The sequence below is a fragment of the Roseomonas elaeocarpi genome (genome assembly GCF_042433915.1).
GTDB classification, from domain to species: Bacteria; Pseudomonadota; Alphaproteobacteria; order Acetobacterales; family Acetobacteraceae; genus Roseomonas; species Roseomonas elaeocarpi.
In genome coordinates, this window is the sequence record NZ_JBHLUN010000012.1 from 108,469 (window position 1) to 129,473 (window position 21,005).

General features: G+C 71.7%; 17 protein-coding genes. 6 read left to right on the forward strand and 11 right to left on the reverse strand.

Annotation, left to right across the window (positions count from 1 at the left end):
* Positions 1 to 248: 248 nt before the first annotated feature.
* Positions 249 to 1,160 carry an N-acetylneuraminate lyase gene (locus ACFFGY_RS17050; RefSeq protein WP_377045714.1) on the reverse strand — a complete coding sequence of 304 codons (912 nt, stop codon included), beginning with the start codon at positions 1,158 to 1,160 and terminating at the stop codon, positions 249 to 251.
* A 577-nt stretch (positions 1,161 to 1,737) separates the two neighbouring features.
* On the opposite strand from ACFFGY_RS17050, the gene recR reads away from it, so the two are divergent.
* Positions 1,738 to 2,346, forward strand: a complete 609-nt coding sequence (gene recR / locus ACFFGY_RS17055; RefSeq protein WP_377045715.1) for a recombination mediator RecR — start codon at positions 1,738 to 1,740, stop codon at positions 2,344 to 2,346.
* Positions 2,347 to 2,662: 316 nt separating this feature from the next.
* On the opposite strand, the gene ACFFGY_RS17060 is transcribed toward recR, so the two are convergent.
* On the reverse strand, positions 2,663 to 3,442 hold the full coding sequence (locus tag ACFFGY_RS17060) for an SDR family NAD(P)-dependent oxidoreductase (RefSeq protein ID WP_377045716.1): 780 nt from the start codon (positions 3,440 to 3,442) through the stop codon (positions 2,663 to 2,665).
* Between the two features lie 247 nt (positions 3,443 to 3,689).
* Here ACFFGY_RS17060 and ACFFGY_RS17065 point away from each other — a divergent pair, with 247 nt between their 5' ends.
* The gene (locus tag ACFFGY_RS17065) at positions 3,690 to 4,517 is read left to right on the forward strand and encodes a fumarylacetoacetate hydrolase family protein (protein ID WP_377045717.1); all 828 of its coding nucleotides are present in this window, start codon (positions 3,690 to 3,692) and stop codon (positions 4,515 to 4,517) included.
* Positions 4,518 to 4,582: 65 nt separating this feature from the next.
* On the opposite strand, the gene ACFFGY_RS17070 is transcribed toward ACFFGY_RS17065, so the two are convergent.
* On the reverse strand, positions 4,583 to 5,701 hold the full coding sequence (locus ACFFGY_RS17070; RefSeq protein WP_377045718.1) for a bile acid:sodium symporter family protein: 1,119 nt from the start codon (positions 5,699 to 5,701) through the stop codon (positions 4,583 to 4,585).
* 98 nt (positions 5,702 to 5,799) lie between these two features.
* Between ACFFGY_RS17070 and ACFFGY_RS17075 the strand changes: the two genes are divergently transcribed.
* Together ACFFGY_RS17075 and dinB are read left to right on the forward strand one after the other, a co-directional pair.
* A complete protein-coding gene (locus ACFFGY_RS17075) occupies positions 5,800 to 6,663 on the forward strand; it encodes a LysR substrate-binding domain-containing protein (protein WP_377045719.1) in 864 nt (287 codons plus the stop codon).
* A gap of 208 nt (positions 6,664 to 6,871) precedes the next feature.
* Entirely contained in the window at positions 6,872 to 7,933 is a 1,062-nt protein-coding gene (gene dinB / locus ACFFGY_RS17080; protein ID WP_377045720.1) for a DNA polymerase IV, read from the forward strand.
* Positions 7,934 to 8,059: 126 nt separating this feature from the next.
* Here dinB and ACFFGY_RS17085 read toward each other — a convergent pair whose 3' ends face one another.
* The 6 genes from ACFFGY_RS17085 to ACFFGY_RS17110 all read right to left on the reverse strand — a co-directional run bounded on the left by ACFFGY_RS17085 (position 8,060) and on the right by ACFFGY_RS17110 (position 14,613).
* A complete protein-coding gene (locus tag ACFFGY_RS17085) occupies positions 8,060 to 8,962 on the reverse strand; it encodes a hemolysin family protein (protein WP_377045721.1) in 903 nt (300 codons plus the stop codon).
* 3 nt (positions 8,963 to 8,965) lie between these two features.
* Positions 8,966 to 9,367, reverse strand: a complete 402-nt coding sequence (gene ybeY, locus ACFFGY_RS17090; protein WP_377045722.1) for an rRNA maturation RNase YbeY — start codon at positions 9,365 to 9,367, stop codon at positions 8,966 to 8,968.
* Positions 9,368 to 9,431: 64 nt separating this feature from the next.
* Positions 9,432 to 10,559, reverse strand: coding sequence for a PhoH family protein (locus ACFFGY_RS17095; RefSeq protein ID WP_377045723.1), 1,128 nt, complete (start codon positions 10,557 to 10,559; stop codon positions 9,432 to 9,434).
* Complete coding sequence (miaB, locus tag ACFFGY_RS17100; protein WP_377045724.1) at positions 10,556 to 12,100, reverse strand: tRNA (N6-isopentenyl adenosine(37)-C2)-methylthiotransferase MiaB; 1,545 nt, start codon at positions 12,098 to 12,100, stop codon at positions 10,556 to 10,558. Before miaB ends, ACFFGY_RS17095 begins: the two co-directional genes overlap by 4 nt.
* Positions 12,101 to 12,534: 434 nt before the next feature.
* Complete coding sequence (locus ACFFGY_RS17105; RefSeq protein WP_377045725.1) at positions 12,535 to 13,398, reverse strand: Hint domain-containing protein; 864 nt, start codon at positions 13,396 to 13,398, stop codon at positions 12,535 to 12,537.
* 258 nt (positions 13,399 to 13,656) lie between these two features.
* Positions 13,657 to 14,613, reverse strand: a complete 957-nt coding sequence (locus ACFFGY_RS17110) for a lysophospholipid acyltransferase family protein (protein WP_377045726.1) — start codon at positions 14,611 to 14,613, stop codon at positions 13,657 to 13,659.
* Between the two features lie 255 nt (positions 14,614 to 14,868).
* Here ACFFGY_RS17110 and ACFFGY_RS17115 point away from each other — a divergent pair, with 255 nt between their 5' ends.
* A complete protein-coding gene (locus tag ACFFGY_RS17115; RefSeq protein WP_377045727.1) occupies positions 14,869 to 16,503 on the forward strand; it encodes an MDR family MFS transporter in 1,635 nt (544 codons plus the stop codon).
* 117 nt (positions 16,504 to 16,620) lie between these two features.
* Here ACFFGY_RS17115 and phoA read toward each other — a convergent pair whose 3' ends face one another.
* Complete coding sequence (gene phoA, locus ACFFGY_RS17120) at positions 16,621 to 18,144, reverse strand: alkaline phosphatase (protein WP_377045728.1); 1,524 nt, start codon at positions 18,142 to 18,144, stop codon at positions 16,621 to 16,623.
* A 131-nt stretch (positions 18,145 to 18,275) separates the two neighbouring features.
* Positions 18,276 to 19,334 (reverse strand): LysR substrate-binding domain-containing protein, encoded by a 1,059-nt coding sequence (locus ACFFGY_RS17125; RefSeq protein WP_377045729.1) that lies wholly within the window; start codon positions 19,332 to 19,334, stop codon positions 18,276 to 18,278.
* A gap of 137 nt (positions 19,335 to 19,471) precedes the next feature.
* Between ACFFGY_RS17125 and ACFFGY_RS17130 the strand changes: the two genes are divergently transcribed.
* Positions 19,472 to 20,956: a catalase gene (locus ACFFGY_RS17130; RefSeq protein ID WP_377045819.1), complete on the forward strand. Its 1,485-nt coding sequence runs from the start codon at positions 19,472 to 19,474 to the stop codon at positions 20,954 to 20,956.
* The last annotated feature ends 49 nt before the right edge of the window (positions 20,957 to 21,005 follow it).

Here is a 21,005-nt window from a genome sequence, read left to right on the forward strand (position 1 = left end):
CCTCGCGCGCTGGTGATTATGGGTGTGCGGCCCCGCTGCGCCTGACAGGTGCGGAGCGCCGGGATGGGCGAGGAAGGACCGTGATCCCGGGCGGCATCGTGTCGTCCCTTCCCTGTTCTTGCTTCAGTCGTCGGGCAGTTGGCTTTGAGGCTCATCCCGCGTACGGAACGAGCTTGTTATGTCTTATGACATATGTCAACGCTGTTCTCGGTCGCGCTGCGACCCCGCAGCTGGACGCAGCGGCCGCTTCAGCTCCCGCCGATCTCCGCCATCAGCGTGTCTGCCGTCTGCCGCAATGGCGCGTGGAATTGCTCGGCCACGGGAAGCAGCGGCGCGCGGGTCCGCGGCGAGGCGATGACGCCCATGTGGTGCAGCATGAACTTGAGGCCAGGAAAGACGCCTGCCTGCACCAGGAGGTCGATCACCTCGTTGCAGGCGGACTGCAGCCGCATCGCTTCCTCGACCTGCCCGGCCGCGAGGGCCTGCTGCATGCGACGGTAGCGGCCGCCCATGACGTTGTAGGTGCTGCCGATGCCGCCGTTGGCACCCGACACCATCCCAGCCAGGAACACCTCGTCGTAGCCGTTCAGCAGCAGGGTGCCGGGATAGCGGCGGCGGAGCTGCTCCATCTGGTACATGTCGATGCTGGTCTGCTTGATCCCGATGACGCCCGGGATGGCCAGCAGGCGGTCCAGCTCGGCGAGCGAGAAGCTGACGGAGCTCATGGCCGGGATGTTGTAGATCACCAGGGGCAGGCCCTGCGCCGCCTCCACGATGTCCCGGTAATAGCCGGTGATCGCGTCCTTGCCGTGGGGAAAGTAGATCGGCGGGATCGCGGACACGGCGTCGTAGCCCGCCTCGGCGCAGGCGCGCGCCAGGGCGACCGCGTCGCGCGTGCTGATCGCCCCGACATGACCGATCAGCTTCGCCTGGCCGCGGGCCTCGTCGGCCACGACGCGCAGGCCTTCCCGCCGCTCCTCCACGGATTGCATGAGCGACTCGCCGGTGGAGCCGCCGACGTAAAGCCCGTCGATGCCCTGGCGCAGCACGAAGCGCGCGAGCGATCGCTGGCAGGTCTCCGCGAAGCCTTCCTGCGCGTCGAAGGGCGTGGGAAGGGCGGCGTAGAGCCGCGCCAGCCCGCCCGGGTCCTGCGTCACCATATCAGTTGTTCCTTCTTGCGTTGCCTTCGTCGCACCCCATCGGACCGCGTTGCCCGCGGCGAGGATGCGGCGACCTCCATAGCCTGAGCGATGAACAGCCTCACTCCAAGGCCGCAGGCGTGATGACGGGCGTGTTTCCGCGACGCGAGGACGCCCCGCCGGTGCCGCCCGCACCGGGGCGCCCCGCGCCCTTCCAGGCCAGGCGGGTGGCACCGGCCTCGGGGGCCATGCGCGGCTGCGGATTATGCTCCGCTGCCGCCGGGGCAGCGAAGCAGGGCGTCCCCCTCCGCACCGCCGCCGGCAGCAACAGGACCTGCCGCCGCTGCACAGGGGCCGGGATCAGAGCCAAGGCCAAAGCCACAATCCCCGCCCGCCGCGGATGCGCCAGGGCTTCTCCCGCGGGACGGCGTTCCTACATTCCTGAAGGCTCAGCATCCTGGCGCCCTTCGCGCGGCCTCCCCGGCTCGCCGCGCTGCCACTCCGGGTGAGCACCCGCCGCCCCGGTCGCGCAGGCGGGATGACGGGGTATGGGACGGGACCGGCACTGCCATGGACATCAGGGAACTGTCAGCGATCGATGGATGATCAGCGGAGAGTAAACGACCCGGTCGAACAGCTGATCGGCCTCCTGTCGCGCCTGCCCGGCTATGGCCGCCGCTCGGCCCGCCGCGCGGTGCTGCGGATGCTGCAGGACCCGGCGCGGCTGATGCTGCCGCTGGCCGACGGCTTGCGCGCCGCGGCCGAGGCGGTGCGCCCCTGCGAGACCTGCGGCAACCTCGACGTCACCTCGCCCTGCCATGTCTGCCGCGACCCGCATCGCGAACGCGGACTGGTCTGCGTGGTGGAAGGCGTGGCCGATCTCTGGGCGCTGGAACGGGCGGGGGCGCATCGCGGCCTCTACCACGTGCTGGGCGGGCTGCTGTCGGCGCTGGGCGGCGTGGGGCCAGAGGATCTGAGCATCCAGCCGCTGGTGCGCCGCGTGGCGGAGGAGGGCGTGCGCGAGGTCATCCTGGCGCTGCCGGCCACGGTGGAGGGCGCCACCACCGGCCACTACCTCGGCGACCGCCTCCACGACCTGCCGGTGCAGGTGACGCGGCTGGCACAGGGCGTGCCGATGGGCGGCGCGCTGGACGTGCTGGACGACGGCACCCTGGCCGCGGCGCTGCGGGCGCGCCGGCCGGTGTGATCCGGAGGGTTCGCCCGTGGCCGGGGAGGAGGAGAAAGAATTCTCCCCCTCCCCGGACCCCTTCCCCTCATCTTTTTTCAGGACGCTGCCGCGGGAACGTGGCCAGGGCTGTGCGCTCCGGCTCATCGAGCCGGAGCGAGGGACGCGTCAGCCTGAGCTGACAGGAAGCTTTGCTTCTTTTCAGAAGCGCTGGCGGCCGTATCGCGCCCACCCCGCCACCATCCCGCGGCAGCGTCCCGAAAAAAGATGAGTGGGGGTCCGGGGGAGAGAATTCCTTCTCTCCCCCGGCCACGGCAGCGCCCCGCCTCCACTCCGATCAGAGCGCGCTCTTCTTGTCCTGGTACACCGCGAGCGAGCCGATCGAGTTGCCGCCATCCACCGGCAGCGACGCGCCGGTGATGTAGCTGCTGGCGCTGCTGGCCAGGAACAGCGCGGCATCGCGCACGTCCTCGTAGCGCGTGGCGCGTCCGGCGGGGATGTTGGCGGTGGTGGTCGCGGCATGCGTCTCGCTCACCGGGCTGACGCTGCTGCCGGCGGCGAAGCCGGGCTCCAGCGCGTTCACCCGGATGCCGTATTCCGCCAGCTCGATCGCGAAGCCCTTGGTGATCCGGTCTAGCGCCGTCTTGGAGGTGCAGTAGGGCGCCACGGTACGGCGCATCTTGCGCGCGGCGCCGGAGGAGATGTTGATCACGCTGCCCCGCACGCCCGCCGCGATCATGTTCTTGGCCACCGCGCGCGTCAGCAGGAAGGGCGCGCGCAGGTTGATGTCGAAGATGCGGTCCCATTCCTCGGCATCCACGTCGAGCAGGAAGGCGCTGGGATAAACGCCGGCGTTGTTCACCAGCACGTCGGCGCTGTTCCAGCGCGAGGCAACCGCCGCCGCCAGCGCCTCGATCGCCGCGGCGTCGCGCAGGTCGGCAGCGTGGCGGAAGCCGTCCGGGCCGAGTTCCATGCCCTCCAGCGCGGCGACGTCCGTGTCAGTGAGGCACAGGCTGGCGCCAGCCTCGGCAAAGGCGCGCGCCAGCCAGCGGCCGATCACGCCGCCCGCCCCGGTCACCACCACGCGCTTGCCCACCATCTCGGCTGCGAAGTCCATCTGCGCCCTCCTTTCCGCCGGTGCGGCGGCGCCCACGGTCATACCGGCTCCGCCGGCTGCGGGGAACGCGGCACCGGGGTGGCGCAAGGGCGCGCGCCGCATCGCCGGCGCCCTGCGCCCGGCTGTCTCGCGGGCTGCCGCGTTAAGACCTTATCCGGCGGCGGCATCCGGCAGGTCCGGCAGGGTCGCGGGAACGGCTGGACAGGACACGCCGGCGCCCGAGCTGGCACGGAGAAGAAGGATCACCATGAACAACCGCCGTAACTTCCTGGCCGGCAGCGCCGGGGCGATGGGCCTCGGGGCGCTGGGGGCGGGCACCCTGGGGATCGCGCTGACAACAGGCCCGGCCGTGGCGCAGCAAGCCACCCGGTCCCCCGCGGCGACGCCGCCGCAGCTGGTCCTGCCGGCGCTGCCCGTGCCAACGCTGCAGGTCAACGGGCAGGAGGCGGAGTTCCCCGTGCGCCGCATCTACTGTGTCGGCCGCAACTACCTCGCCCATGTCGAGGAGCTGAACCACGACACGCGTGAGGCGCCGTTCTTTTTCCAGAAGGCGCGCGACATGCTGGTGCGCACCGGCGGCGAGGTCGCCTATCCCAGCCGCACCGAGGATTACGAGCACGAGGTCGAGCTGGTGCTGGCCATGAAGTCGGGCGGCATGAACATCACGCCGGAAGAGGCGATGGGCCACGTCTACGGCTACGCCGTCGGTCTCGACATGACGCGGCGCGACCTGCAGAACCGCGCGCAGGAAAAGCGCCAGCCCTGGGAAGCCGGCAAGTCCTTCGACCAGTCCGCCCCCTGCGGCCCGATCACGCCGATGGGCGCGGCCCCGATGCGGGACGCGCGCATCCACCTCGCAGTCAACGGACGCACCGTGACCGACGGCAACATCAAGGACATGATCTGGAACCCGGCCGAGATCGTGGCGCAGCTCTCGACGCTGTTCGCCATCGCGGCGGGTGACCTGATCTACACCGGGACGCCGGCCGGTGTGGGCAAGGTGGGGCCGGGCGACACGCTGCTCGCCCAGGTCGACGGGCTGAGCGACCTCGAGGTGCGGATCGTGCAGGGCTGAGCGCGGCGCGGGTCCCGCCCTTTCCGGCGGGACCCGCGGCACCTTCGGCCCCTCAGCTTCACCCCTCAGGCGCGGCCGGGCACCGCCGGCTGCGGCATCGCCTGTGCCGGCGGTGCCTCGTTCAGAGCGCGGGCGGAGCGCGCCGCTTCCGCCGCGGCGGCCTCGCGCCCCCAGCGGGCGGCCAGCGCGGCGCAGACCATCAGCTGGATCTGGTGGAACAGCATGATCGGCAGCACGATCAGGCTGACGGTGCTGGCCGGGAACAGCAGGCTCGCCATCGGGATGCCGCTGGCCAGGCTCTTCTTGGAGCCGCAGAACAGGATGGTGATCCGGTCCTCGCGGTTGAAGCCGAGCCGCTTGCCGGCGAAATGGGTGATCCCCAGCACCACCGCCAGCAGCACGGAATTGGCGATCAGCAGCTCCACGAGGCTGAGCGCGTCCACCTGGTGCCAGAGGCCGTTCACCACGCCCTCGCTGAAGGCGCCGTAGACCACGAACAGGATCGAGCCGCGGTCCACGTAGCCCACCACCTGCTTGTGGCGGTTCAGGAAGGGCAGGATCCAGCGCCGCACCAGCTGCCCCAGCACGAAGGGCAGCAGCAGCTGCAGCATGATGCCCTTGATCGCCCCCAGCGACACGCCGGCGCCGTTGGTGGTGGTCATCAGGAAGCCCACCAGCACGGGCGTCAGCACGATGCCCACGAGGTTGCTCAGCGAGGCCGAGCACAGCGCCGCCGGCACGTTGCCGCGCGCGATCGAGGTAAAGGCGATCGAGCTCTGCACCGTGGAGGGCAGCACGCCCAGGAACACGATGCCCGCCGCCAGCTCAGGCCCCAGGATCGGGCGCATGGCGTAGCTCAGCCCCAGTGCCAGCACCGGAAAGATCACGTAGGTCGCCACGAACACCGTCAGCTGCAGGCGCCAGTTGGTGATGCCGTCGATCACCGCCTCGCGCGACAGGCGCGCGCCGTACAGGAAGAACAGCAGCGCGATGGCAAGGTCGGTGGCATCGTCCACCACCACCGCACCCACGCCGCGCGCGGGCAGGAGGCTGGCCAGCACCACCATCGAGACGATCAGCAGGATGTACGGGTCGATCCTGAGCCGCGCGAGCAGCGAGGGCTTCGGCTTCACCGGCACGGCGGAGGCCTTGGTGGGGGTGGGGGTGGCTGTCGGGCTGGCCATGCTGGGCGGCCTTTTTCCAGTGAGAAGGGGTTCAGCGCCTTCTGCGCCATGCAGCGCGGCAATGACAGCGTTAACAGCCATCGCGTATCGTGATGGCCATGGCCGACCTCGACCCTGTTCTACTGCGGACCTTCCTCGTCGTCGCGGAAACCCGCCACTTCACCGAGGCGGGGCACCGGCTGGGCCTGCGCCAGTCCACCGTCAGCCAGCACATCCACCGCCTGGAAGCGGCGGTGGAACGGCCGCTGCTGCTGCGCGACACCCACGGCGCCTCGCTCACCCCGGATGGCGAGGCGATGCGCGGGTTCGCGGCCCGCATCCTGGAGGCCAACGACCGCGCATCCGCCTTTTTCCGCGGCACGGAGCTGCGCGGGCGGCTGCGCTTCGGCACCTCCGAGGACCTCGTGCTGTCCCGCCTGCCGGGCATCCTGCGGGAATTCGTGCGCTCCAACCCGCTGGTGGACCTCGACCTGACGGTGGGGCTGAGCAGCACCCTGCATGACGGGCTGGAAGCGGGCGAGCTGGACCTGATCTTCGCCAAGCGCCGCGCGGGCGAGGAGCGCGGCCGCCTCGTCTGGCGCGAACGCCTGGCCTGGGTGGGGGCGCGCGACACCGTCGTGGACCCCGCAGCACCTGTGCCACTGGTGGTCTACCCGTCGCGCTCGATCACCCGCAACCTCGCGGTGGAGGCGATGGAGCGGGCCGGGCGGTCCTGGCGCGTGTCGTGTTCCAGCGGCAGCCTCAGCGGGCTGACCGCGGCGGTGCAGGCGGGGCTGGGCGTTTCCGCGCAGTCGCGCCTGCTGCTGCGGGGCGAGTTGGTGGAGCTCCGCAGTCCGGAGCTGCCGCCGCTGGAAGAGGTCGAGTTCGTACTGATGGGCCGCGCCAGTCGTTTGCGCGGCCCGGCCGCGGCGCTGGCCAGCGTGATCGCCCGCAACGCCGAGCGCCTGCAGGATGCGGCCTGAGGCGCGGCGGCCTCCGCCTCCCTCACGGTCCGGCAACACCCCCGAACACATCTGGCGAACAAATCTGGAACGGCCGGGCGTCCGAAGCGATGACCGCGCAGCCCGAAACCCTTAAACTCCGCCGCGCCCGCCACCGACCGGAGCCCCGCGACTGATCGCCGCCGCCGAAGCCGTTGAAGGGGCCGCCGTAGCCGCCCCCGTCCCGCCGATGCGCAAGATCATCCACGTCGACATGGATGCCTTCTACGCCTCGGTGGAACAGCGCGACGACCCGGCGCTGCGCGGCCGGCCGCTGGCGGTCGGCGGGTCGCGCGAACGGGGCGTGGTGGCGGCGGCCAGCTACGAGGCGCGGCGCTTCGGGGTGCATTCCGCCATGTCCTCGGCCGTGGCTCGGCGGCTGTGCCCGGACCTCGTCTTCGTGGCGCCGCGCTTCGAGGTGTACCGCGCCATCTCGGCCGAGATCCGCGCGATCTTCGCCCGCTACACGCCCCTGATCGAGCCGCTCTCGCTGGATGAGGCCTACCTGGACGTCACCGAGAACATCCCGGGCATCCCCTCAGCGACGCGCATTGCCGAGGAGATCCGCGCCGCCATCCGCGAGGCGACCGGCCTCACCGCCTCGGCCGGGGTGTCCTACAACAAGTTCCTGGCCAAGCTCGCCTCCGACCACCGCAAGCCGGACGGGCTCTTCGTGATCACCCCGCGCATGGGCCCCGCTTTCGTGGAGGACTTGCCGGTGGGCAAGTTCCACGGCATCGGCCCGCGCACCGCCGAGAAGATGCAGGCGCTGGGCATCCACACCGGCCTCGATCTGCGCGCGCAGAGCCGGTTGTTTCTGCAGGAGCGTTTCGGCAAGGCTGGCAACCACTACCACGCCATCGCGCGCGGGCTGGACGACCGGCCGGTGCGCGCCGACCGGCAGCGCAAGTCGGTGGGGGCGGAAAACACCTTTGCCCGCGACCTCAGCCAGTTCGAGGAGATGCGCGACGCCCTGCGCCCGCTGGTGGCCAAGGTCTGGCAGCACTGCGAGCGCCACCGCGTGTCCGGCCGCACCGTGACGCTGAAGGTGAAGTTCGCCGACTTCCGGCAGATCACCCGCAGCCGCTCGGTGGCGCCGGTCACGGGCGCGACGGGGCTGGAACAGGCGGGGCTGGAGCTGCTGCAGGGCGTCTTCCCGCTGCCGCGCGGCGTGCGGCTGCTGGGGATCACGCTGTCGAACCTCGAGGGCGAGGCCGCGGTGCCGCTGCAACAGCTGACCCTGGGGCTCTGAGCGCCCCAGCGGCGCGCGGCAGCGGAATGCTGGGGTCCGGGGAGCCTCAGGCTCCCCGGCGGAGGTCCAGGAGGCAGCGCCTCCTGGCAGCGCGGGCGCAACAACAGCCCGCGGCGGCCTCCCGCGCTACTCCGCCGCTTCCTGGGTTTCCGGCGCTTCCGGCGCCGCGCGTCGCACCCGCAGGCGGCGGATACGGCGCGGATCGGATTCCAGCACCCGGAACTCCAGGCCCGAGGAGTGCGACACCAGCTCCCCCTTGGTGGGCACGCGCCCGGCCAGGGTGAAGACGAGGCCGCCCACCGTGTCGATGTCCTGGTGCTGCTCCTCAGGGGTCAGCACCGAGCCCATCTGCGCCTCGAAGGCCTCGATCGGCATGCGCGCGTCGAGGTCCCAGGTGCCGTCGGGGCGCTCCACCAGCTGCGGCTGCATTTCCTCGTCGTGCTCGTCGGCGATGTCGCCCACGATGGTTTCCACGAGGTCCTCGATGGTCACCAGCCCGTCGATGCCGCCGTACTCGTCGATCACCAGCGCCAGGTGGACGCGGGCGATGCGCATCTGCAGCAGCAGCGCCAGCACCGGGATCTGCGGCGCCACCATCAGCGGCTTGCGCAGGATCGCCTGCAGGCTGAACGGCTCTTCCCGCCCCACCGAGGCGAAGACGTCCTTGATGTGGACCATGCCCACGACGTCGTCGAGGTTTTCCCGGTACACCGGGAAGCGGCTGTGGCCTTCGCGCTGGATCAGCGCGATGGCTTCCTCCAGCGTCAGCGTTTCGGGGATGGCCACGATGTCGGCGCGCGGCACCATGATGTCGAGCACCGTCTTGCCGCGCAGCTTGAGCACGTTGCGCAGCAGCAGCCGCTCCCCGGCGTCGAGCTCCGGGAGCTCGCCTTCCTCGCCGGGTTCCTCGGTGCCGTCCACCAGCGCCTCGAAGCGCTCGCGGACGCTCTCGGCCTCCTTCTTGCGGGTCAGCGCGCCGAGCCACCAGAGGAGGCCGCGGTCCTGGCCCTGTCCGTTATTCTCGCTCATCGCTCAGAATACCCCGCGCCAGGGATTGGGCAGGGCCAGCCGGCGCATGATGCGCGCCTCCGCCTGCTCCATGCGCCGGGCCTCGCCGGCCTGAAGGTGGTCGTGCCCCACGAGGTGCAGCGCGCCGTGCACCACGAGATGCGCCAGGTGCGCGTGCAGCGGCTTGCCGGCTGCCCGCGCTTCCCGCCGGACAACGCCCAGCGCCAGGGCGATGTCGCCCAGGAACCCCGGCATCTCCGCCGGGAAGCTCAGCACGTTGGTGGGCTTGTTCTTGCTGCGATGGAGCCCGTTCAGGCGCTTCACCTCGCGGTCGTCGGTCAGCAACACGTTGACCGCGCCCTGCACCCCTTCCGCCCGCAGCGCCGCGAGCACGGCTTCCTGTGCGAGCCGCGAGGCACGGGGCACGGCGGCCCGCCATCGCGGCTCGGAAACAACGACTTCTATCTCCCCGGCCTCGCTGCCGGGGTTACTACTCGACGGGTCCATCCCGATCCTTCCCACGCCGGCCCGCCCTCATGGCTCCGGCTGAGCCGCCATCCTTAGCATCGAAGCGGGCATAGGCGGCAACGATCCGGCCCACCAGCGGGTGACGGACCACGTCGCCCTCGGCAAAGCGCGTGACGCCGATGCCCTCGACACCCTCCAGCACGCCCAGCGCCTGCACCAGGCCCGAAGGCTGGCCGGGCGGCAGGTCCACCTGCGACGGGTCGCCGGTGATCACCATGCGCGTGCCCTCGCCCATGCGGGTGAGGAACATCTTCATCTGCGCCGGCGTGGTGTTCTGCGCCTCGTCCAGGATGGCGTAGGAATGCGCCAGCGTGCGGCCGCGCATGAAGGCCAGCGGCGCGATCTCGATCTCGCCCGAGGCGAGGCGCCGCGTCACCTGGTCGCCCGGCAGCATGTCGTGCAGCGCGTCGTAGAGCGGGCGGAGATAGGGATCGACCTTCTCCTTCATGTCGCCGGGCAGGAAGCCCAGCCGCTCGCCGGCCTCCACCGCCGGGCGGCTCAGCACGATGCGGTCCACCTGGCCCGCCAGCAGCATCGCGACGCCCTGCGCCACCGCGAGGTAGGTCTTGCCCGTGCCGGCGGGGCCGACGCCGAACACCATCTCGTTGGCCGCCAGCTGCTCCATGTAGCCGGCCTGGGCCGGGGAGCGCGGGGCGATGGCGCCCTTGCGGGTGCGGATGGCCGGCAGGTCGCGCAGCGGCAGGCGCGGGTTCTCGCCCGCCCCGTCCCCGTCACCGGCCGTGGCCTCGGCGAAGCGCAGCGCCGCGTCGATCTCGCTCAGGTTCAGCACCTCCCCCCGTCGCAGCCGCGACCACAGCCCGCGGAGGATGTTCTCCGCCGCTTCCGTGGCGCCGCCGCTGCCGGTCACGGTCACGCGGTTGCCGCGCGCCGCGATCCTGACGCCCAGCTTCTGCTCGATCCGCGCGATGTGCCGGTCATGCTGGCCGAGCAGCAGCGGCAACAGGGCGTTGTCGTCGAAGGTGAGCGACACGGCGCGCGTGCCCGGGCCGGCATCGGCCAGGATGGGACGGGCAAGGGCCTGGGGGTCCGTCCGGAGGGCGATGCCCACCGACGAGAGGGGTGTGTTCAAGCGGTGGCTCGCTCCTGAGCAAGGCATGTTGCGGACATAGAATTGGTGAGTGCAGCCTCGAGGCGCACCCTCGCGACCCGTCCGATCAGGTCTGCGTTTGCGTAGAAGTGAACGGGTTGAAGCCAGGGCGAGCGCGCCTGCAACTGCCCGGGGCGGCGGCCGTGGCCGGTCACCAGCACGTCGCAGACCCGCCCGGCCGTCTCGGCGTTGAAGCGGTCCTGCTGTTCGCGCAGCAGCGCCTGGAGTTCCAGCAGCCGGGCGTGGCGCTCGGCCTCGGGCACCTGGCCCGCCATGGTGGCGGCCGGCGTGCCGGGTCTCGCTGAGTAGCTGAAGGAATAAGCCAGCGCGAAGCCGGTTTCCCGCACGAGGTCCATGGTCTGCCGGAAGTCGGCATCCGTCTCGCCCGGATGGCCGGTGATGAAGTCCGACGACAGCGCGATGTCGGGCCGCGCCCGGCGCAGCTTCTCCACGATCGTGCGGAACAGCGCGGCGTCGTGGCCGCGGTTCATCATCCGCAGGATGCGGTCCGAGCCCGACTGCACCGGCAGGTGCAGGAAGGGCATCAGCTGCGGCACCTCGCCATGGGCGGCGATAAGGTCGTCGTCCATGTCGCGCGGGTGGCTGGTGCTGTAGCGGATGCGCGGGAGGTCCGGGATCTCGGCCAGCGCGCGCACCAGCCGCGCCAGGTTCCAGGTCCGGCCATCCGGCCCCTCGCCATGGTAGGCGTTCACGTTCTGCCCGAGCAGCGCGATCTCGCGCGTGCCCTGCGCCACCATGCGCCGCGCCTCGCGCAGGATCGCCTCCGCGGGGCGTGAGAACTCGGCGCCGCGCGTGTAGGGCACGACGCAGAAGGAGCAGAACTTGTCGCAGCCTTCCTGCACCGTCAGGAAGGCGACCGGCCCCTGCGAGGCGCCGCTCTCGGGCAGGTGGTCGAACTTGTCCTCGGCCGGGAAGTCGGTCTCGATCACCTGCCCCGCCGCGCGCGAAAGACGGGCCACCATCTCCGGCAGGCGGTGATAGGTCTGCGGCCCCAGCACCATGTCCACCCAGGGGGCGCGGGCGGTGATCTCGGCGCCCTCGGCCTGGGCGACGCAGCCGGCCACCGCGATGATGGTTTCGTGCCCCTCGGCGGCGCGCGCTTCCTTGGTGACGCGCAGGCGCCCGAGGTCGGAGAAGACCTTTTCCGCCGCCTTCTCGCGGATATGGCAGGTGTTGAGCACCACCATGTCCGCTTCTGCCGCGTCCTCGGTCGGCGCGTAGCCCAGCGGCGCCAGCACGTCGGCCATCCGCGCGCTGTCGTACACGTTCATCTGGCAGCCCCAGGTGCGGATCAGCAGCTTGCGGCGGGGCTGGGCGGCATCGGTCCGCGCGCCCGGCACCCGAAGATCGGCCGGCAGCGTGACGCCGGCCTCGTCGGTCACGGGCTGCCCCGCGGCGGGCCGCCCGGCGGGCTCGGCGGCCGAGGCGTGGCGATCGCGATGGTCGGAAGCGGTGGGCTCAACGATACCAGCCGGGGCGATGGGGGCCAGAACCTCGGTCATGCGCGCAGAATATCCTCTCCACCCGGCGGAAGCTGGCCGGGTTGCGGCGCGCATGTGCGACCCGCTCGGGCGGGGGTCAAGCGACTCCTGAGGGCGGGCGGCGTTGCATCGGGGTGGAGCGTCGGGGATCGGGGGCCGCGCGGTCAAGCGAAAGCGGCGTGAAACCCGCTGCCGGCGGAGCCTCTCGGTCACGGGGCCGGGCATCGCCGCCGGGGCCGAAGCCCCGAGGGCCGGATGTCCGGGACTGGATTTCGGGGAGTGGATGTCCGGGGCCGGATTTCGGGGATCCGATTTCGGGGGCCAGGTCATGCCGGGCCCGCGCCGGGCCGGCCGACAGCCGACGCAGCGCGGCGCCGGCCCGGGAGCCGCCTCGCAGGACCGACGGCAGCCCCTCTCCCAGGTGGCCCTCCCCCGCGCGGCGGCGCCCGGCCCGCTCAGCCCTCCCCCTGCCTCCGGCGGCGCCGGGTCGTGCGAGGCGCGCGCATCTTGTCGCGGATCGGCCCGAGCCGCTCGTCCCCAGCCTCGATCCTGGGTGCCAGGCGCCGGTTGCCGGGGCCGTCGAGACTGGGGCCGTCGTCGAAGTCGGGATGCTGCCGCACCACCACGCCACCGTTGCTGAAACTGCTGCGGTTGCCAGTGTCGAGGTAGCTTTCCGCCGGCAGCCCCTCGGCCAGGATCGCCGCGTGTTGGGGCAGCTCGACATGCCAGTAGGTGATCCGCGCCTCGTGGCGTTCCTGCACGACCGAGACGCCGTCGAGAAGGAAGCGCACCGGCACCAGCAGGCCACGGAGCCACAGTCCATGGTTGGGCGACAGGATCAGGTCGCGGTCCGGCCAGCCCCGCCCGAACGTGCCCACCCGCACCCGGACCGGCCACACCCGCTCCGGCTGCGGGTGGCGCAGGAGGTCGACGTCGCGCCGGCCGATCCAGGTCACCGGGCTCCAGCCGCCCTTGCCCGACACCACTTGCACGAGGTCGCCGACCCGCAGCTCCTCCACCGCCACGTCGCCCCGCGCGGTGGTAATCAGGGTTCCGGTGGCGTAGCAGGCCACCTTGGGCGTCCGGTCGCCGGGCCGCAGCGTGTCGCCCCCGGTGAAGCGCGTGGCACCGTCGCCGGCCTTGGTCAGCGCGTCGTTGCCCACTCCACCAGCATTGCTGCCGCCCCAGCCGGGTTGCCGGTCCTTGCCGCCGGGGCCGCTCAGCGTGCCGGTTTCCAAGTTCGCGACCGGCCCGCCGTCGATCACGCGGTTCCCGTCCGTGCCGCTCAGATGACCTGTTCCGACCGTGCCGTAGCTCACGCCCATCCTGGTGCCTCCGCCTCGCGCAACGAGCCGGCGTGCCGGGGCTGCACCCTGTTGCGGCGGCGCGGTCCCGTCGGGCGATCGTGACGACCGCCGGGGCCAAGCGCAGGGTGCTGCTTCCCCGGCACGCCGGAGTGGCGGGAAGATGCGCAACGGTCGCGGCAACAACATCCCTCGTTTGGAGGAGGGAATGACGGAAATGTCATCGGTTGCGGCGAGGCACCCCTGCAGCGCCCCGAGGGGCGGCCGCGGTGGCTATCCGCGCGGTCCGTCCACGGCGGCGGCGTCGGCCGGAACCGGTAGAAGGTCCTCGCGGTGCTGGCGCAGCGCCGCGGCGCCGTCCGACACGGTGCGCTCCACCGCCGCCGAAAGGAGCTTGCGGTTGGGCTGCGCGTCCGGCGCCACGGGCGGATGCAGCAGCACCGTCGCCTGGATCCCCGGCTGCCGCGCCAGCGCCCAAAGGTGCTCCGCGATGCCCATGTCGCCGAACCAGGCGAAGACCGGGCGGTCGCGCCGCCCCGTGGGCAGCCAGCCCAGCCGGTCGTAGCCGACGCTCACCGGCTGCAGCCGCGCCGCCGACGGGGCCACCGCCAGGAAGGAGGAGCGGAAGGGCAGCACCCGGCCGCCGTCGCTGCTGGTGCCCTCCGGAAACAGGATCAGGCTGTCGTCATGGGTGAGACGGGCGCGCATCTCGTCGGCTTCGGCACCGGTGCGGCCGCGCTCGCGGCTGACGAAAACGGTGCGGCCCAGCCGCGCCACGGTGCCGATCACCGGCCAGCGGGCGACCTCGGCCTTGCTGACGAAGCAGGCCTCCAACACGCCGCCCAGCACCACGATGTCCAGCCAGGAGGAATGATTGCCCAGGAACAGCGTGCCCGGTCCCGCCGGCGGCACGCCGATCACCCGCAGCCGCAGCCCCAGCAGCCGCGCCACATTGCGCCAGAACAGCCGGGCGAAACGCACCCTGGCCCGCGCCGCGAGGCTGAGCGGCAGCGCCAGGATCAGCGCCTGCACCGGCAGCGACAGCACGGTCCACAGCAGCACCAGCGCCAGCCGCCGCGCGGCCCGGAAGCGCCCGCCCATCGGCCGGTCCTCCATGACCCCGGCGAACCAGGGCGCCTGGATGGCGGGCGCGAAGCGCGGCGGCGTCCCGCGCCCCAGCCGGACAGGGCTTGCGGGCGCGGAGCTGTTGTTGCCGGACGTGACCACCATGTGACGGGGCGTAGCGCGCCGGCCGGCGGGGGGCAAATTTCCCCGGCCGACCTCGGTCCATGCTTCCTGACCGGCAGCGGCCGGAGCGTTCCTGGCCACTGTCGGCCGCGACCCGCCCCGCCGCCCGCACCGGGCTGCAACCCCGGCAGCACGGACGTCTGGCAGGGTTGCGCGATCACGGCTGGTGGCGGTGCCCCAGGGGAGTAAGCCAGATCGTGCTTCCCCGCCAACACGATCCGGGAAATGGTCGGCTCCATGAGTTCCACGGCGCGCCCCCACCCCCCTGCCCCCCTGCCAGGCGGTGCCGCGCGGCCCGCCCCCGCCGGCACGCCCGCCGCGGCGGAGGCGCCCGCGGGCTTCACCCACGCGCAGATCATGCAGGTGATCGGCGGCATCGTGCTGTGCATCCTGCTGGCGGCGCTGGACCAGACGGTGGTGATCCCGGCGGTGCCGGCCATCGCGGCCGACCTCAACGGCTTCGGCCACCTGTCCTGGATCGTCACCGCCTACCTGCTGACCTCCACCGCCGCCACGCCGATCTACGGCAAGCTTTCCGACATCTACGGCCGGCGGGCGCTGCTGCTGCCGGCGCTGGCGCTGTTTATCGTCTCCTCGGTGCTGTGCGCCCTGTCGCAGTCGCTGTTCCAGCTGATCATCTTCCGCGCCCTGCAGGGCCTGGGCGGCGCCGGGCTGATGTCCATGGCCCAGGCCGCCATCGCCGACGTGGTGTCCCCGCGCGAGCGCGGGCGCTACCAGGGCTACATGGCCTCGATGTGGGGCATCGCCTCGATCGCCGGGCCGATCGTGGGCGGCTTCGTGACCGACCACCTGAGCTGGCGCTGGGTGTTCTGGATCAACCTGCCGATCGGCCTGGCCGCCATGTGGCTGAGCAACCGCGGCCTGCGCATCCTCAAGGTCCAGCGGCGGCAGGCCCGCATCGACTATCTCGGCGCCGCACTTCTCACCACCGGCGTCACGGCGGCGCTGCTGCTGCTGAGCTGGGGCGGCAACGAGTACGCCTGGTCCTCCCCCACCATCCTGGGGCTGGCGGCGCTGGCCGCGGCGATGTTCGCGATCCTCTTCTGGCATGAGCGGCGTGACGCCGACCCGCTGCTGCCGCCGCGCATCTTCCGCTCCAACGTCTTCGTGCGCGGCATCCTGATCGCCTTCTTCGCCTCGCTGGGCCTGTTCGGCGCCACCTTCCTCCTGCCGCTGTTCCTGCAGCTGGTGCGCGGCACCGACGCCTCGCTCTCGGGGCTGCTGGTGATCCCCTTCCTGCTCACCAACGTGTTCGGCGCCTTCACCGCCGGGCGGATCATCAAGCGCCTCGGACGCACGCGCGGGCTGGTGCTGGCGGGGCTTTCCACCTCGGCACTCGGCTTCGTGGCGCTGGTCATGGTGGGCGCCACGACCCCCTGGGCGGTGCTGCTGCTGGGGATGGTGCTGGTGGGCGGCGGCATCGGCCTCACCCTGCCCTCCACCCTGGTGACGGTGCAGAACGCGGCGGAGCGGCGCGACGTCGGCGTGGCCACCGGCACCATGCTGTTCCTGCGCTCCATGGGCGGGGCCTTCGGCTCCACCGTGGTGGGCGCGATCCTGGCGCTGCGCTTCAGCGACGCGGTGGCCGCCGCCGGCGTCACGCGCGCCCTCGACCTCGGTGCCCTGCGGCACGGCGGCACCGGTGCGGCCGACCCGCTGGCCGGGCTGGACGCCGCCGCCCGCGCGCAGGTGCTCGAAGGCCTGCTCAGCGGCTTTCACCTCAGCTTCGCGCTCTGCGCCGGGCTGACGGTGGTGGGCGTCGTGATCGCGGCCGGCATGCGCGACATCCCGCTGCGCACCTCCTCGGCCGCCGCCGGCGAAGCCCCGCAGGCGGCAGCGATCGGGCACTGACCCCGATCCTCAGAACGCGAAAGGGCGGCCGTTTCCGGCCGCCCTCCGCTCTTCCAGGGCCAGCAGCCCGGCCGCAAAACCGGCGGCGGGACCTGACCTGGTTCCGGCCGGCCTCCGTCAGTTCACCGTCGGCACGAGGCGCAGCGCGTCGCGGATGGTGAAGAACAGGTCGGTCTGGTCGGTCAGGCCGGTGACATTGGCAGCACGAGGGCCGTAGGCCGCGACGCGCAGCTGCGTGCCGGTGTGCTCCTGCGAATCACCCTCGCTGGTGCCGTAGCTCACCGCCATCACGCTGCCGTCCTTGGTGCGCAGCGCCTCGCTCAGCCCCGGCGCCTTGGTCTCGGGCGGGATGATCTGGCTGGTATGGGCGTGGTCGGCGGTGACGATCACCAGCGTGTCGTTGCGCCCCTTGGCGAAGGCCAGCGCCGCCTGCACCGCCTCGTCGAGGTCCACCGTCTCGCCGATCTGGCCGCAGGGGTTGGACGCGTGGTCCTGCTTGTCGATCGAGGCGCCCTCGACCTGCAGGAAGAAGCCGCGTTCGTTGCTGCCCAGCAGCTGGATCGCCTTGTCCGTCATCTGCCGCAGCGTGGGCGCGGTGGCGACGCGGTTCGGGTTGGGCTGGCAGGTCACCGGCTCACGCTCCAGGCTGCCATGGAGCGAAGCCTTCGGCCCGGTCCAGCGGACCTCCATGTTGCCCGGCGCGAAGAGGCCCAGCAGCGGCTGCCCCTGATTGGCGCCGTTGACGCCGTTCAGCGCCTCGAGGTTCTCCACGATGCGGAAGCCGCGCGCCTCGGCCTGGGCGCGCAGCGTCTGGCCCTTCCACTGGCCGGCGGTGGCCTGCTCGGCGAAGCTGGCGGCGCCGCCGCCCAGCGTCACGTCGGGACGGGTGTTGAGCATCTGCTCGGTGATCGAGCCGGCGCCGCCGTTCTCCAGCGCGTTCTCGGGGCAAGCCTTGGTGGTCGAGGACGGGGAGTAGCAGCGGCGGCTGGTGACGTGCGACATCAGCACCGCCGGGGTGGCGTCCTGCAGCTCGGCCGTGGACACGTTGCCGGTGGCCAGGCCCGCGGCCTTGGCCAGTTCCAGCAGCGTCTGCTGCGGCTTGCCGTGGACGTCCACGCCGATGGCGCCGTTATAGCTCTTGGTGCCGGTGGCCCAGGCAGTGCCGGAGGCGGCGCTGTCGGTCACGTAGTCCGGCTTGCCGGTCTGGCGATCCAGCGCGTAGTGCGTGTACTGGCCGGTGATCGGCAGGGCGTCGATGCCGCGAAAGAAGCCACCGGCGCCCTCGGCGTAGTTGCGCGCCAGCGTGATCTCGCTGTCGCCCATGCCGTCGCCGATCAGCAGGATGACGTTCCGCACCGCGCCGTTGGTCAGCGAGGCGCGCAGCGCTTCCGTCATGTCGCCGGAGATGCGGCGCGCGCCGCCGGTGCGCGTCAGGTCGCCCGTGGCCGCGCGCTGCAGCAGGGTGTCGGCGGTCGCGGCGGGGGCGGCAGGCTGCGCCACGGAGGCGGCGGCGGGCCGGGCACCGGCCGCGGCCTGCGCGGGGGCCTGAGCGGGGGCCGGGGTCTGGGCCTGAACGCTGAAGCTCAGCAGCGCGGCCGCGGCGGCGGTCGTCATCAGGTGGTGTCGGGTGAAGCGTAGCATCGATCGGCCCTTCCGGTCGGTCCCGGCAGCGAACACCGGGGAATTCGGCGCCCCCAACTAGGCGTTCACCTTGCCGGCGAATGTCATAATTTTATGAAATCCGACACAGAGCTGAAACTTAGGCCCCGAGTTCAGCCCGCCTGCTGCACGGGCCGCGTGCCCTCGGGGTTATGGTCGCGCAGGAAGGCCGTGAGGTCCCGGAACAGCGGCCCGCGCGGGTCGGTGGCGCGCCACACCAGCCCCACCGTGCGGCCGACCTCCGGGCTCTCCAGGTCCCGCCAGGCGACCAGCCCGTCCAGCGCCCCGCCCTCGCGCCGCGCCAGCAACGGCAGCAGGGAATAGCCCTCGCCCGCCGCGATCATGTGCCGCAGCATCTCGAGCGAGGTGGCGAAGCGCCCGTCCGCCGCCCCGCTCCCCGCCGGGCGGCGGCACAGCGACAGCGCCTGCTCCCGCAGGCAGTGCCCTTCCTCCAGCAAGAGCAGCCGCTGCTCGGGCAGGTCTTCCAGCCGGGGCAGCGGGCGCGCCAGCAGCGGGTCGTCGGCCGGGCAGGCGAGCTGGAAGGGCTCGAAGAACAGTGCCTCCCCCACCAGCCCCGGGGCCGGCGCGGGCAGCGCCACCAGCGCCAAGTCCAGCGTCCCGGCCGCCAGCGCGTCCAGCAACTCCACCGTGCGCGCTTCCTGCAGCCGCAGGTGCAGCGCCGGGAAGCGCTGCCGCACGTCGCGCAGCAGGCCCGGCACGTAGTAGGGCCCCAGCGTCGCGATCACGCCCAGCCGCAGCGGCCCGGCCAGCACGCCGGCGCGCCCGCCCGCCATCTCCAGCAGGCCCCGCGCCTCGCGGATCACCTGCCGGGCCTGGGCCAGCAGCGCCTCGCCCGCAGGCGTCGGGGCGACGCCGCGGCTGCCGCGCTCGAACAGCGGCGTGCCCAGCAGGGCTTCGAGCTTGCGGACCTGCTCGCTCAGCGCCGGCTGGCTGACGCCGCAGCGTTCCGCCGCGCGGCCGAAATGGCGCAGCTCCGCCACGGTGACCGCGTATTCCAGGTCCCGCAGCGACAGGCCGGACAGGCTGTGCTGCGGCCGCCCGCCCGGCACCGGGACGCGGGTGCCGGACTCCCCGCTGGCTGCGCCGCCCGCCGTCGCGCCCTCATCCGGTGGTTCCTGCCCGGTTCCGGGTCGTCCTGCTGCTCTCGCCATGCCCAGGCTCCTTAGGGAGTGCTTATCGACAAGATAGGAAGGATCGATTTCACCGATAAGGAGGGCAGTGTCATACCCGGTGGCACGAACCGCGACGCCTGAGGGAGAAGTCCGTGGCCGACCAGAACAGCCGCCCGATGCTGACCAGCACCGCCGGTGCCCCCATCCCCGACAACCAGAACAGCATCACCGCCGGCCCGCGCGGCCCGATCCTGCTGCAGGACTACCAGCTGATCGAGAAGCTGGCGCACCAGAACCGCGAGCGCGTGCCGGAGCGCGTGGTGCACGCCAAGGGCTCCGCCGCCTACGGCACGCTGACCGTCACGCACGACATCACGAAGTACACGCGCGCCAAGCTGTTCGACGGGATCGGCAAGAAGACCGACCTGCTCTTGCGCTTCTCCACCGTGGCCGGCGAGCGCGGTGCGGCGGATGCCGAGCGCGACGTGCGCGGCTTCGCGCTGAAGTTCTACACCGAGGAGGGCAACTGGGACCTCGTCGGCAACAACACGCCGGTGTTCTTCATTCGCGATCCGATGAAGTTCCCCGACTTCATCCGCACGCAGAAGCGCCACCCGCGCACCAACATGCGCTCCGCCACCGCGATGTGGGATTTCTGGTCGCTGTCGCCCGAGAGCCTGCACCAGGTGACGATCCTGTTCTCGGACCGCGGGCTGCCGCAGGGCTACCGGCCGATGAACGGCTACGGCTCGCACACCTTCTCGTTCTGGAACAACGATGGTGAGCGGTACTGGGTGAAGTTCCACTTCAAGTCGATGCAGGGCATCCGGACCTGGACCAACGAGGAAGCCAATGCCGTGATCGCGGAAGACCGCGAAAGCGCGCAGCGTGACCTCTACGAGGCGATCGAGCGCGGCGACTTCCCGCGCTGGCGCATGTGCGTGCAGATCATGCCCGAGGCCGATGCCGAGAAGACCTCCTACAATCCCTTCGACCTGACCAAGGTCTGGCCGCACAGCGAATACCCGCTGATCGACGTCGGCGTGGTGGAGCTGAACCGCAACCCCGACCACTACTTCGCCGAGGTCGAGCAGGCGTCCTTCTCGCCCTCCAACGTGGTGCCGGGCATCGGCTATTCCCCGGACAAGGTGCTGCAGGCGCGCCTCTTCGCCTATGCCGACGCGCACCGCTATCGCGTGGGCACGCATTACGAGGCGCTGCCAGTGAACAAGCCGCGGAGTCAGGTGAACACCTACCACGCCGACGGCGCGATGCGCTTCGACGCGCCCGTGGGCACCGATGCCTACTACGAGCCGAACTCCTTCGGCGGCCCGGTGGAGGTTCCCTCAGTCAAGGAGCCGCCGCTGCGCATCAACGGCGACGCCACCTTCTACGACCACCGCGCCGGCAACGACGACTACACCCAGCCCGGCAACCTGTTCCGCCTCCTCGGCGCCGAGCAGCAGGAGCGGCTGTTCAGCAACATCGCCGGCGCGATGCAGGGCGTGCCACGCTTCATCATCGACCGGCAGCTGGAACACTTCCGCCGGGCCGATCCGCGCTACGCCGCGGGCGTGGAAGCGGCGATCGCGCGCATCCACACCGCGCCGGCCTCGGCGCCCACCACCACGGCCGACGTGATCCCGCAGGCAGCCGAGTAAACCCGTGCCGCGGGCCGCGGCGCAGGGTTCTGCCGCGGCCCACGGGAGA